This window comes from Pseudomonas sp. NFXW11, from assembly GCF_049887815.1.
Lineage (GTDB): Bacteria > Pseudomonadota > Gammaproteobacteria > Pseudomonadales > Pseudomonadaceae > Aquipseudomonas.
This window is the reverse complement of the sequence record NZ_JAGEKI010000005.1, coordinates 231,959-245,403: the sequence shown is the minus strand read 5'-3', so window position 1 is coordinate 245,403 and position 13,445 is coordinate 231,959. Positions and strand designations below refer to the sequence as shown.

The window sequence follows — 13,445 nt, the reverse complement described above, 5'->3', positions numbered from 1 at the left end:
TCATGTCTGACTTTTCGGTCAATGATTTTCTGACTTTTAAGTCAGGAAAATTCAGCGCCCAGCATTTCAAGTATGGCCGCTTCCCGACAACCGCCCGGATCGCCGACTATCTGCCGGTTTCATGGCAAATTCCCCTGTCGGGGCACTCCGCCATTAGGTGTCAATTGCGCTACACTGCGCCGCTTGTGCCGATTAAAGATTTTGAAGGAAAACCATGACGTTCAAGGCGCCGGACAGCCTCGCCGAGCAGATTGCTCACCACCTCGCCGAACGCATCATTCGCGGGGATCTCAAGCCTGGGGAGCGCATTCAGGAACAGAAGGTCACCTTGGCCCTCAATGTCAGCCGCGGTTCGGTTCGCGAGGCCCTGCTGATTCTCGAGCGCCGCCATCTGATTGCCATCCTGCCGCGCCGTGGCGCCCACGTGACCGAGCTCACCGAGCACAAGGTGCGCAGCCTGTGCACCCTGATGAGCGAGTTGTACATCCTGCTGGGCAACTCGGTGGCCAGTGGCTGGGAGCAGCAAAGCGACATGGCGCCGTTCCTGCAGATCCAGCAACGCCTGGAGAGCGCCTACCAGCGCCAGGACATCCGTGCCTTCGTCGAAGACAGCTTCAGCGTGATGCGCGCCGCCTATCCCTTCGCCAACAACCCCTACCTGCAGGAAACCGTCGAGAACCTGCAGCCGGCCATGAGCCGTGCCTATTACCTGGCGCTGGATCAGCGCAAGGCGTCGATGAGCGAATTCCTGGCGCTGTTCGAACAGCTGCTGGCCGCGGTGCTGGAGCGTGATCTGGTGCTGATCCGCCAGGTGCTGACCGCCTACGCCCAGCGCAGCAGCGATCTGGTGGTGTCTGCCCTGGCGGATGCGTAAACGTGCGACTCAAGTGCATCCGGCTGGCGGGGTTCAAGTCCTTCGTCGATCCGACCACGGTGAACTTCCCCAGTAACATGGCGGCGGTGGTCGGGCCCAATGGCTGCGGCAAATCCAACATCATCGACGCGGTGCGCTGGGTGATGGGCGAAAGCTCGGCGAAGAACCTGCGCGGCGAGTCGATGACCGACGTCATCTTCAATGGCTCCACCAGCCGCAAGCCGGTGAGCCAGGCCAGCATCGAACTGGTGTTCGACAACTCCGACGGCACCCTGCTGGGGGAGTACGCCGCCTACGCGGAGATTTCCATCCGGCGCAAGGTGACCCGCGACAGCCAGAACAGTTATTTCCTCAATGGCGCCAAGTGTCGCCGTCGCGACATCACCGATATTTTCCTTGGCACGGGCCTGGGGCCGCGCAGCTACTCGATCATCGAGCAGGGCATGATCTCCAAGCTGATCGAGGCCAAGCCCGAGGATTTGCGCAACTTTATCGAGGAAGCCGCGGGCATCTCCAAGTACAAGGAGCGCCGGCGCGAGACGGAAAACCGCATCCGTCGCACCCACGAGAACCTGGCGCGCCTGACCGACCTGCGAGAAGAGCTGGAGCGTCAGCTCGAACGCCTGCATCGCCAGGCCCAGGCCGCCGAGAAATACCAGGAATACAAGGCCGAGGAGCGGCAGCTCAAGGCGCAGCTGTCGGCCCTGCGCTGGCAGGCGCTGGATGAGCAAGTGGCTCAGCGTGAGGCGGTGATCGGCAGCCAGGAGGTCAGCTTCGAGGCCCTGGTGGCCGAGCAGCGCAATGCCGACGCCGCCATCGAGCGCTTTCGCGACGGGCATCATGAGTTGTCCGAGCGCTTCAATCTGGTGCAGGGGCGTTTCTACTCGGTGGGCGGCGATATCGCCCGGGTCGAGCAGAGCATCCAGCATGGCCAGCAGCGCTTGCGGCAGTTGCAGGACGATCTCAAGGAAGCCGAGCGCGCGCGCCTGGAAACCGAGTCGCACCTGGGCCACGACCGTACCTTGCTGGCGACCCTGGGCGAAGAACTGGCGATGCTCGAGCCCGAGCAGGAAGTCACCAGCGCCGCCGCCGAGGAAGCCGCGGCGACCCTGGAACAAGCCGAAACCACCATGCACGGCTGGCAGGAGCAGTGGGACACCTTCAACCTGAGTTCCGCCGAGCCGCGGCGCCAGGCGGAAGTGCAGCAGTCGCGCATCCAGCAGCTCGAAGCCAGCATGGAGCGGCTGTCCGAGCGCCAGCGGCGCCTGGGCGAGGAGCGCGAGCTGTTGTCGGCCGATCCGGAAGACGCGGCGATTCTCGAACTCAACGAACAACTGGCCGCCAGCGAGGCGACCCTGGAAGACCTGCAAGCCAGCGAAGAGTCCCAGGTTGAACGCCTGGAGCAACTGCGCCAGCAATTGCAGCAGGCCACTCAGGCTCAGCAGCAGGCCCAGGGCGAGTTGCAGCGCCTGAATGGCCGCCTGGCGTCCCTGGAAGCCTTGCAGCAAGCCGCACTGGACCCGGGCACCGGCACCGCCGAGTGGCTGCGCGAGCAGCAATTGGCCGAGCGTCCGCGCCTGGCCGATGGCATGCAGGTGGAGGCGGGCTGGGAGCTGGCGGTGGAAACCGTGCTTGGCGCCGATCTGCAAGCAGTGCTGGTGGAGGACTTTGCCGGCATTGACCTGGCGGGGTTCCAGCAAGGCGACCTGCGTCTGCTGAGTGTGCAAGGCGATGCCTTGCGCATTCCCGGCAGCCTGCTGGACAAGGTGCAATCGGAGGTCGATCTGGCGCCCTGGCTGGGCCAGGTCAAACCGGTGGAGAGTCTCGAACAGGCCTTGGCCTTGCGCGGGCAACTGGCGCCGGGGCACAGCCTGATCAGCCGTGACGGTTACTGGGTTGGCCGGCATTTCCTGCGGGTGCGCCGCGCCAGTGAGGCGGAAAGTGGTGTGCTGGCTCGGGGTCAGGAGATCCAGCAGTTGACCCTGGAACGCGATGAGCGTGAAGCCAGCGTCGAGGACCTGGAAAGCCAGCTGCTCAATCTGCGGGCCCAGCAGCGCCAGCAGGAGAACGGTCGCGAGCATTTGCGTCGCCTGCTGCAGGACGAAGCTCGCCAGCAAGGCGAATTGAAGGCCAGGTTATCGGCTGGCCAGGCCAAGGCTGAGCAGTTGAGCCTACGCCGCACGCGCCTGGATGAAGAGCTGATCGAACTGGGCGAGCAGCGTGAGCTGGAGCACGAACAGATCGGCGAGGCGCGCCTGCAGTTGCAGGAAGCCCTCGACAGCATGGCCCTGGACACCGAGCAGCGCGAGCTGCTGCTGGCCCAGCGCGACAGCCTGCGCGAACGCCTCGATCGGGTGCGCCAGGAGGCGCGTCAGCACAAGGATCATGCCCATCAACTGGCGGTGCGCATGGGTTCGCTCAAGGCCCAGCACGATTCCACCCGTCAGGCCCTGGAGCGCCTGGAGCTGCAATCCGAGCGCCTGACCGAGAAGCGCGAGCAGCTCAGCCTCAACCTGGAGGAGGGCGAGGCGCCGCTGGAAGAGCTGCGTCTGAAGCTCGAAGAGTTGCTGGAAAAACGCTTGAGCGTGGATGTCGAGCTCAAGACCGCACAGATCGCCCTGGAAGATGCCGATCGCGAACTGCGCGACGCCGAGAAGCGCCGCAACCAGGCCGAGCAGCAATCGCAGTTGATCCGTGGCCAGTTGGAACAGCAGCGCATGGAATGGCAGGCCCTGAGCGTGCGGCGCAAGACCTTGCAGGAGCAGTTGCTGGCCGATGGCTACGATTTGGACGGTGTGCTGGCAACCCTGACCGGGGATGCCAGCGAGCAGGCCGCCGAAGAGGAGCTGGAGCGGATTGCCGCGCGGATTCAGCGTTTGGGCGCGATCAACCTCGCGGCCATCGACGAATACCAGCAGCAGTCCGAGCGCAAGCGCTACCTGGATGCCCAGGACGCCGACCTGGTGGAAGCCCTGGAAACCCTGGAGAACGTGATCCGCAAGATCGACAAGGAAACCCGTAATCGCTTCAAGGATACCTTTGATCAGATCAATGGCGGATTACAGGCACTCTTTCCAAAAGTTTTCGGTGGCGGCAGCGCTTATTTGGAACTGACGGGCGAAGATCTACTCGATACAGGGGTAACGATCATGGCGCGTCCGCCGGGGAAGAAGAACAGCACCATTCATTTGCTCTCCGGTGGCGAAAAGGCATTGACCGCATTGGCCCTGGTATTTGCCATCTTCAAGTTGAATCCGGCGCCATTCTGCATGCTTGACGAAGTTGACGCGCCGCTGGATGACGCTAACGTTGGACGCTACGCAAAACTGGTTAAAGAGATGTCGCAGACTGTGCAGTTCATCTATATCACCCACAACAAGATCGCCATGGAAATGGCCGATCAATTGATGGGGGTAACGATGCACGAACCCGGTTGTTCGCGCCTGGTGGCCGTGGATGTCGAGGAGGCGATGGCGATGGTGGACGCTTGAGTCCAGGCGACCGAGGTGACGGTCTGGGGCAAGTTGGAAGAATTTTCCCGTGAGTTGGCAGGCCAATCGATAGATTGGCCCTAACCGTTGCGACAGACGGTGTAAAGTTGCCTTTGGTCGTGCTAGTTTAATGTCAATTTTTCCTACGCGTGGGCAAAAGGCCATTCAGAACATAGAGTTGGCGCCACGTTTTAAAGCGGTTTGCAGTTTGTAAACCCCTTATTTTTCAGCATTTTTTATAGAGGCACGGGATTACATGGAAATCGGTCTGCGCGAGTGGCTGATCGTCATCGGCATTATTGTTATCGCCGGTATTCTTTTTGATGGCTGGCGGCGTATGCGTGGCGGCAAGGGGAAGTTGAAATTCCGTCTCGATCGAAATCTCTCCAATCTTCCGGATGATGACGGCAGTGCCGAATTGCTCGGCCCATCGCGGGTACTGGATAACCATAAAGAGCCGCAACTGGACGAGCACGATCTGCCGTCGGTGAGCATGCCGGCCCGCGAGCCTCGGGAAAGTTCTTCGTCCAAGCGTGGCAAGCGTGGTGGCGAGCCGCATCAAGGCGACCTCAACCTGAACCTGGATCTGGATGGTGGCCCGAGCTTCAGCAGCCGCGACGATGACTTCCCGGCCGATGACAGCAAGGCCGCCAGCCACAGTGACAAGGAACAGCCGCAAGCCGAGGAAGTGCTGGTGATCAGTGTGATCTGCCGCGACGCTGCCGGCTTCAAGGGGCCGGCGCTGTTGCAGAACATCCTCGAAAGCGGCCTGCGGTTTGGCGAGATGGATATTTTCCATCGCCACGAAAGCATGGCCGGCAACGGCGAAGTGCTGTTCTCCATGGCCAACGCGGTCAAGCCCGGGGTGTTCGACCTGGACGATATCGACCACTTCAGCACCCCGGCGGTGAGCTTCTTCCTCGGCTTGCCTGGCCCGCGTCATCCCAAGCAGGCTTTCGATGTGATGGTGGCGGCAGCCCGCAAGCTGTCCCAGGAACTCAACGGCGAGCTCAAGGACGACCAGCGCAGCGTCCTCACCGCCCAGACCATCGAGCACTATCGCCAGCGTATCGTCGAATTCGAGCGTCGCGCCCTGACCCAGAAGCGCTAAGCTTCCACGGCCGGCTCTTCCTGCAGGAGCCGGTTGGTGTAGGCGCTGGCTTGCCAGCGAAGCCCTTGCCCCCATCTTCAGATCGAGCAGCCTAGGCTGCTCTTTTGCTTTACGAGAGAACCCCCATGACCGCCGCTGAAACCCGCATTCTCGAGCTGCGCGCAGAGCTGGACCAACATAACTATCGCTACCACGTGCTGGATGAGCCGAGCATTCCGGACGTCGAGTACGACCGCCTGTATCACGAGCTCAAGGCCCTGGAAGCTGAGCACCCGGAGCTGGTGACCAGCGACTCGCCGACCCAGCGGGTGGGCAGCGCGGCATTGTCGGCCTTTACCCAGGTCCGTCATGAGATCCCCATGCTCAGCCTGGGCAACGCCTTCGAAGAAGTCGACATGCGCGAGTTCGATCGCCGGGTCAACGAGGGCCTGGACCTGCCGGTGGGCGACCTGTTCGGCGGTGGCGCTGCAGTGGAGTACAGCTGCGAGCCCAAGCTCGATGGCCTGGCGGTCAGCCTGCTGTACCAGGACGGTGTGCTGGTGCGGGGCGCCACCCGTGGCGATGGCACCACCGGCGAAGACATCAGCGTCAATGTGCGCACCGTGCGCAATATCCCGCTGAAGCTGCAAGGCAGTGGCTGGCCGGCGACCCTGGAAGTGCGCGGTGAAGTCTTTATGTCCAAGGCCGGATTCGAGCGCCTGAATGCCGCACAGCTGGAGGCGGGCGGCAAGACCTTCGCCAATCCGCGCAATGCCGCGGCCGGCAGCTTGCGCCAGCTGGACTCGAAGATCACCGCCAGCCGTCCGCTGGAGTTCTGCTGCTACGGCCTGGGTCAGGTCACTGCGGATATCGCCGAGACCCATATCGGCAACCTGGAGCGGCTCAAGCAATGGGGCATGCCCATCAGTCGCGAGCTGCGCCTGGCCAAGGGCATCGACGAGTGCCTGGACTACTACCGGGAGATCGGCGAGCGGCGCAATGCGCTGCCTTATGAAATCGACGGCGTGGTGTTCAAGGTCAACAGCATCGCCGCGCAGCGTGAGCTGGGCTTTCGTGCGCGGGAGCCGCGCTGGGCCATCGCCCACAAGTTCCCGGCCATGGAAGAACTCACCGAGCTGTTGGACGTGGAGTTCCAGGTTGGTCGCACTGGCGCGGTGACGCCGGTGGCGCGGTTGAAACCGGTCAAGGTGGCGGGTGTCACGGTATCCAATGCCACCTTGCACAACATGGACGAGGTGGCGCGCCTGGGCCTGATGATTGGCGACACGGTGATCATCCGCCGTGCCGGCGACGTGATCCCGCAGGTGGTGCAGGTGGTGGCCGAGCGTCGCCCCGAGGATGCCCGGCCGGTGCAGATTCCCCAGAGCTGCCCGGTGTGTGGTTCCCATGTCGAGCGCACGCAGCTGGTCAAGCGCAGCAAGGGCCGCGAGACCGTCAGTGAAGGCGCGGTGTATCGCTGCGTCGGCCGGCTGGCCTGTGGCGCCCAGCTCAAGCAGGCGATCATCCACTTCGTTTCCCGCCGCGCGATGGATATCGAAGGCCTGGGGGACAAGACCATCGAGCAATTGGTGGACGAGAAACTCATCGCCTCGCCGGCGGACCTCTACCGCCTCAAGTACGAGCAGATTATCGACCTGGAAGGCTTTGCCGAGGTGTCCAGCAACAAGTTGCTCAAGGCCATCGAGGACAGCAAGCGTCCGCCCTTGGCGCGCTTTATCTACGCCCTGGGCATTCCGGATGTGGGTGAGGAAACCGCCAAGGTCCTGGCCCGTTCCCTGGGCAGCCTGGCCCGGGTCCAGCAGGCGTTGCCCCAGGTGCTGACCTACCTGCCGGACGTTGGCCTGGAAGTGGCCCACGAGATCCACAGCTTCTTCGAGGACAGCCATAACCAGGAAGTGATCGGCGCCTTGCTGGCCGAGGACCAGTGCGGCCTGGTGTTGCAGGATCAAGGCGACTTGGGCGCCGAGTTCGCCGCCAGTACCACCCTGGGCGGCATGCTCGACAAGCTGAATATCCCTTCGGTGGGGCCGGGTGCGGCGCAGAAACTGGCGGACAAGTTCGGCTCCCTGCAGGGCGTGATCGAGGCCGACTGGCTGGATATGCGCCAGGCGCTGCCGGAGAAGCAGGCCAAGGCGGTGCGTGAATTCTTCGACAGCCCGGCCAATGCCCAATTGGCCCAGACCATCGAGCAGCAGTTGCAGGCCTTTGGCATGCACTGGCAGAGCGAGAAGAAAGTGGTCGCCGGCCTGCCGCTGGCGGGGCAGACCTGGGTGCTGACCGGTTCCCTGGAGCTGATGAGCCGCGATGTGGCCAAGGAAAAGCTGGAAAGCCTGGGGGCCAAGGTTGCCGGTTCCGTGTCGGCCAAGACCCACTGCGTGGTGGCCGGTCCCGGTGCCGGCTCGAAGTTGGCCAAGGCCAACGAGCTGGGCCTCAAGGTGCTCGACGAGGAAGCCTTTGTCGCCTTCCTTGCCGAACACGGCATTTCTGCCTCAGCTTGAGTCATGGGCGCCGGCTTGCCGGCGCAGCCGTTCCCCTGCGAGTGCGACGGAACGCTGAGGCAGCCAGGATGATCTAGTCTTGGCAAGCCTCAGGGGGAAATCGCCATGTACCGTTTCTTCGAACAACTCAGTTCCCGGATCGCCGCGCCTTTCGTAGGCGAGCGCTCGCGCAATGGCAAGCTCTGGTCGTGCCGTTGCGGGCAGTCGCTGTTCTTTCGCAATAGCCAGTGCCTGGCCTGTTCGGCGTTGCTGGGCTATGCGCCGCAATTGGGCTGCCTGTCTTCATTGCGGGCAGGGCCGGTGGCGCAAACCTGGGTGCTGGATGCCGAGCCCGAAGCCGGTGCCTTCAAGCGTTGCGCCAACCTGGATACCCCGGCCGCCTGCAACTGGCTGCTGCCGGCGCACCTGGCCGGCGGTCTGTGCGTGGCCTGCAGCCTCAATCGCACCATTCCCGACTTGTCGGTTGCCGAGAACCCGGAGCGCTGGCGCAAGGTGGAAATCGCCAAGCGGCGCCTGGTGGCGCAACTGCTGGCCCTCGGCTTGCCGGTGATACCCAAGGGCGAGGATGAGCAGCGCGGCCTGGCGTTCGATTTCATCGGTGTCGACCTGGAGGGCAGGGCGCCTATTACCGGGCATGCCAGTGGCCTGATCACCCTGGACATCAAGGAAGCCGACGACGCCCACCGCGAACAGGTGCGCGCGCAGATGCACGAGCCTTACCGCACCTTGCTCGGGCACTTTCGCCACGAAGTGGGGCATTACTACTGGGATCGGTTGATCGCCGACAGCCCGTGGCTCGAGCGCTTTCGTAGCCTGTTTGGCGACGAGCGCTACAGCTATGCCGAGGCCCTGGACCGGCACTATCAGAAAGGCGCCCCGAACGGCTGGCAGCAGAGCCATATCAGTGCCTACGCCACCATGCATCCCTGGGAGGACTGGGCGGAAACCTGGGCCCATTACCTGCACATGATGGACGCGGTGGACACCGCCCTGGGCTTTGGCATGAGTGCCCGCGACGTCGATCTGGACTACCAGCCGTTCCCCTTGAGTAGCTTGTACGACCCGCAGCACCCCGGCGCTCCGGCGTTCCTGGCTTTCGTCAACGCCTGGATCGAACTGGCGGGCATGCTCAACGAACTGTCGCGGAGCATGGGCCAGCCGGACTTCTATCCCTTCGTCCTGCCGCCCCTGGTGATTGCCAAGTTGCACTTCATCCACTTGGTGATCCAGCAGGAAGGTGGTCGCGCCGCTGAAGTCCTGTCCCTCGACTGACCGCCACGTTCCTGTAGGAGCGAGCTCGCTCGCGATGGCACCAACGCGATTTCCCCTGAAGCGCCGCAGCGCAGCTTCGCGAGCCAGCCAGCGCGGAGGCCGCTGCTGGTTTTCTCCAAGGCCGCGCCAAGTGCTTGAAGCCCATCGGATTTTTTAATCTGCAACGAGCGGTTGTAAGTTCAACTCAGATAGGTACAATGGCGCGGCTCGCTGCCAGGCGAGCATCGTTATGGTGACCCCATCGGTCCCCCCGCAACGATTACCCGTGAACCTGGTCAGAGCCGGAAGGCAGCAGCCACAGCGGGAACATTGTGTGCCGGGGTGTGGCTGGTGGGGTTGCCTCCAATCTTTCAATCGATTGATTCCTAACGGTTTTTCACCCTTTGCCACGCGGTGGTACAAGGAGTGATACATCCGTGTCGACCATCCCGTCCTACCTTTTACTGTCCCGCCACTCGGTCTACTGTTTCCGAATCGTGGTGCCGGATGTCATTCGCTCGCTGTTCTCCCCAAAGAGAAATTCATCGTTCCTTGCCTGCTCGTTGCTAGCAGGTAAACCTTCATTCATGGGTATCTTGTGACGCTGGTTCAGATGCGTCTCACGACGCTTGTCGGTTTGCGGGGCTGATTCATATTCCAGGGTCGAGTGACATCTTGGAGTCCAGTGGTTTTCTATGCATTAGCGGCCATCCATCAAGCTTGGTCAGGTCAGGTTTGCTTGGTTTTTCTTGGGTCGCACCCTTTATGGCGGATTCTTCTGGTGAAGTCGTTCCAGTGGTGGTGGAGCCATTGCCCTTGGTCGAGGCTCTATCGAGTTCAGCCATGCGCTTGAGTTGCAGAAGATTGGCTTGTGCGAGGTTGTCATAGATTTTCGCGCAGGCGCTGTCCAGCGATGGCGGGCGTCGAGCACTAGGAATGTTCTCGTAGGCATTGAGGCAGATGTAGAACAAGTCATTGGTCCAGGTGGTCATTTCGGTGATGTTCTCTACGGCAGTGGCGATGGCCTGGACACCGGCTGCGGGTAGTGGCGGGGACGTGGTCGTAACCGAGGTTCCTGTGCTGGAGGTCTGTACCATTGCCTGTTGAGCTTGCTTGAGTTGTGTCTGCATGGCGTCAATATTGCCTTGCATGGTTTTCGCTTCGTCACTGCCCGCAGTCATTTTGGCCAGCTTGTCCTGAGCTTCCTTGATCAATTTGCTTTGATCGAGCAGGTATTGGCTGTTGGCGGTTGAGCTGCTGCTGTTCAATACGACACTTGGCCCCCTGGCTACTCCCGTCAGTTGCTCAATCGCAAGAATGGCGACGGTGTTGCGTTGATTGCGGGTCATGTACATCTGATACATGTCAGCGCTGATCGCACCGTTGGCGTAGGCCTGGCATACGGCATATAGCTGGTCCCGCAAGAGTTGGATGGACTGGGTGCGCAGGCCGATGTTGGCACCAGATTGCTGGTATGCAGCGGAGAGTGTGGCGATGTCTTCCTTTGAGGCGGTGCCTGATGCGGCAAATGTCTTTAGCGCATCGGGGCTGGGCTCTGGGCAGATGATCCTGACATTCTGGATGACGTTATTTACCAGTTCTTGTCGTTCAATCCCCGTAACGACTCGATCCTCGGTGTAGGTTATTCAAAATAAGTGCCAACAATGTCAAATAGATGATCCAGACAGGCTCACTAAAAAATTGTTTTCTTTGAAAAATCTCTGTGGCTGCCAAAAAAATGCGAAGGCACACTCTCGCACCTTGCTTGAAACGGGTGCCAACTCTACCGAAGGCACACAAAAACTCCGCGCCTACGCTAAAAGACCATTCCTGAATAAGTAGAGAGGTGTATGTGCAATGCACACTGCGCACTGCGCATCCACTTATCGATAGATACTTAATCAAAATCTTCCTGGCAGTTACTGATAAAACTCATCCTGTAAAAAATAAAACTAACCATCCTCAGAATAATTATTGTAATCGCTAATTTCATTGACTTAAGATTCGACATCATCGGCGCGCCGACCTACTGCAGTACGTAGAAGCTTATAGTTACGCGTTATCGGCGTTAGAGGCAGGCGCTAAAATACACTTATGTGTTAACAGGTGATGAGATACTCGCCGAAATACACTTGCGTGTTATCAGCTGAAGGACAGGCGCCTCTAGTTATACTTACGTGTTTGAATCGCCCCGGGTTCTCTAGACACCTTTCAAGCTTATTGCGTAACGCTTTTCAAACTCTATCGGTGACAGCTGATTATTGAAACCATGGCGGCGTTTTGCGTTATAGAACATCTCGATGTAATCGAACACATCGCTACGTGCTTCCTGCCGCGTGGTATAGATTTTTCGCTTGATCCGTTCCCGCTTCAGAAGCTGGAAAAAGCTCTCGACCACGGCGTTGTCATGACAGTTACCTCGGCGGCTCATGCTGGCAACTAAATTGTTCGCCTTCAAAAAGCTACGCCAATCAGTGCTGCTGTATTGGCTACCTTGGTCAGAGTGAACCATTACTTCCTGTTTCGGTTTGCGCCGCCAAACCGCCATCAATAACGCATCAATGGCCAAATCACTGGTCATCTGCGACTTCATTGACCAGCCAACGACCTGACGAGAAAACAGATCCAGCACCACCGCCAAATACAACCAGCCTTCATAAGTACGAATGTAGGTGATGTCGGTGACCCAGACCTTGTTAGGTTCCACGACATCGAACTGGCGCTTCAGCAAATTGGGTGAGGCGATCGCTGGCTTACCGCCGTACTTTCCAGGGCGGCGCCGATACCCTGTCTGAGAACGCAGACCTTCAAGACGCACTCCAGCCATTATTATCTGAGCCCGACAAAAAACAGAGAATGGCTTAGCTGCGCCCTCCAAGGAATCGATTAAAGCTACTAATAAAATCTTTCCTCAGACCCGGCAATATTTTTTTCAGGATCAAAAAGTAAAGATAGATAGGGGTTGGACCATCGCCCTCCTCTTCCCAAACCTCCTCTGTACCATAGCAATAGAGCACACCTCGGATGAAATTTGCAAAATCTTCATCTTCCTTGCGACTTTGCTGCTCCATTTTCCAGAGATCGACAGTGAGCTTCTTTCGAAGTACCTCATCACGTTCGATACGCTCGCGCAAGATGGCCTCTTTCAAGAACGGTACCAACTTTTCCAACTTGCTGGCAGCAATAGTTTTTAATTCACCTCTTTGGATAAGACCCATTAGATAACTAGCGTACTCACGCGTCATCTCGCCATAAGAAATATTCGCATCAAGCAACTGCTCCTCCAGATCATCAAACTCTTTAACTTCTATACTATCAATCATTGTGCGGCTCCATCTTCCATTTCTAGCCTACCCATAACTTGTTTATATGACTTACAGAATGGCTTCAAAACGCCATCATTCCTGTGCGTCGTTGATCTGCCACCTTTAGTTAGAGCCTTCAACTCATCGACTGTCTTAACGTTGTATTTTTTCGCAATATTGCTAAGGGCATCCGCCTCGCCGCAATCACCATGAAAGACAGAACGATCGTCAATATGAACATCCTCATAAAGTTCAGCCACTACTGGATCATGGATACCATTGCCTAGAGCACGCTTGCTGAAACCTATCTCAGTTTGTGGAAGGTTGTCACTTTCTATGGTTGTGCGGGTTCCCTTATTATTCGGCGTTATCCCCTTAACACGAGCCAACCCAAGTGGATCCACCCATTGGATAGGATTTGGCGCGTAGGCATAAAAATTCAGCCCTATTTAGCAGGCTTCAACTTTAGTGCGTCGAGCGCAGACGCCCGTTTGGTTAAGGAACTGCATAGCCTTGAGTTCACTGATGCCGCGCAGAACGTCGTATTCATTGGCGGGCCTGGAACAGGCAAAACACACCTGGCTAGGTGCCTTCCGCCCTCGGAAACACGAACTGAAGATGCTACGGCACCTGCAAGGTCCGCACAGACGGAAAAAAACCAGCCGAAGCTGGTTCATTTTTTTCGAAAATTTCAAAGGTTTTTGTCAACAAAACTGAAAACCTCATGAAGCAGTCCTGTCAAAATAAGTGCGCAACTTATTGATTTTATAAACCATGAAGACTCATATTTTTTGAAGGCCTACACTCGGCCTGTAGGGTTCGAGTGGAAAGACGAGCCGTGGTGCAGCCCATCAACAGTAAGGTCAGGCAGAGGGTTACGGAAAAGGCCAGTTTCATTGGATTCCCTTCCTGTCA

General features: G+C 58.9%; 9 protein-coding genes, 1 other RNA gene and 2 pseudogenes. 8 read left to right on the top strand and 4 right to left on the bottom strand.

Features of this window, described 5'->3' with window-relative positions; translation table 11 throughout:
* Positions 1-2 precede the first annotated feature (2 nt).
* From J4P02_RS10625 to ffs, 7 genes are all read left to right on the top strand, one after another.
* On the top strand, positions 3-218 hold the full coding sequence (locus J4P02_RS10625; protein WP_426189838.1) for a hypothetical protein: 216 nt from the start codon (positions 3-5) through the stop codon (positions 216-218).
* A complete protein-coding gene (locus J4P02_RS10620; RefSeq protein WP_426189836.1) occupies positions 215-874 on the top strand; it encodes a GntR family transcriptional regulator in 660 nt (219 codons plus the stop codon). Before J4P02_RS10625 ends, J4P02_RS10620 begins: the two co-directional genes overlap by 4 nt.
* Before the next feature lie 2 nt (positions 875-876).
* Positions 877-4,365 carry a chromosome segregation protein SMC gene (gene smc / locus J4P02_RS10615; RefSeq protein WP_426189834.1) on the top strand — a complete coding sequence of 1,163 codons (3,489 nt, stop codon included), beginning with the start codon at positions 877-879 and terminating at the stop codon, positions 4,363-4,365.
* 256 nt (positions 4,366-4,621) lie between these two features.
* A complete protein-coding gene (zipA, locus tag J4P02_RS10610; RefSeq protein WP_426189832.1) occupies positions 4,622-5,476 on the top strand; it encodes a cell division protein ZipA in 855 nt (284 codons plus the stop codon).
* A 125-nt stretch (positions 5,477-5,601) separates the two neighbouring features.
* Positions 5,602-7,974 carry an NAD-dependent DNA ligase LigA gene (gene ligA, locus J4P02_RS10605; RefSeq protein ID WP_426189830.1) on the top strand — a complete coding sequence of 791 codons (2,373 nt, stop codon included), beginning with the start codon at positions 5,602-5,604 and terminating at the stop codon, positions 7,972-7,974.
* A gap of 105 nt (positions 7,975-8,079) precedes the next feature.
* Positions 8,080-9,246, top strand: coding sequence for a zinc-binding metallopeptidase family protein (locus J4P02_RS10600; RefSeq protein ID WP_426189828.1), 1,167 nt, complete (start codon positions 8,080-8,082; stop codon positions 9,244-9,246).
* A gap of 239 nt (positions 9,247-9,485) precedes the next feature.
* Positions 9,486-9,582, top strand: an RNA gene (gene ffs / locus J4P02_RS10595) — signal recognition particle sRNA small type.
* A 293-nt stretch (positions 9,583-9,875) separates the two neighbouring features.
* Here the strand turns inward: ffs and J4P02_RS10590 are convergent.
* The 4 genes and pseudogenes from J4P02_RS10590 to J4P02_RS10575 all read right to left on the bottom strand — a co-directional run bounded on the left by J4P02_RS10590 (position 9,876) and on the right by J4P02_RS10575 (position 12,919).
* Positions 9,876-10,589 (bottom strand): hypothetical protein, encoded by a 714-nt coding sequence (locus J4P02_RS10590; RefSeq protein ID WP_426189826.1) that lies wholly within the window; start codon positions 10,587-10,589, stop codon positions 9,876-9,878.
* An 836-nt stretch (positions 10,590-11,425) separates the two neighbouring features.
* Positions 11,426-12,043, bottom strand: a pseudogene (locus J4P02_RS10585) (IS3 family transposase); the annotation flags it as partial.
* 43 nt (positions 12,044-12,086) lie between these two features.
* Positions 12,087-12,548: a hypothetical protein gene (locus tag J4P02_RS10580; protein ID WP_426189824.1), complete on the bottom strand. Its 462-nt coding sequence runs from the start codon at positions 12,546-12,548 to the stop codon at positions 12,087-12,089.
* Positions 12,545-12,919, bottom strand: a complete 375-nt coding sequence (locus J4P02_RS10575) for a hypothetical protein (protein ID WP_426190000.1) — start codon at positions 12,917-12,919, stop codon at positions 12,545-12,547. The genes J4P02_RS10580 and J4P02_RS10575 overlap by 4 nt, the downstream gene beginning before the upstream one ends.
* Before the next feature lie 9 nt (positions 12,920-12,928).
* Between J4P02_RS10575 and J4P02_RS10570 the strand changes: the two are divergent.
* A pseudogene (locus J4P02_RS10570) lies at positions 12,929-13,132 on the top strand (ATP-binding protein); the annotation flags it as partial.
* Positions 13,133-13,445: the final 313 nt, after the last annotated feature.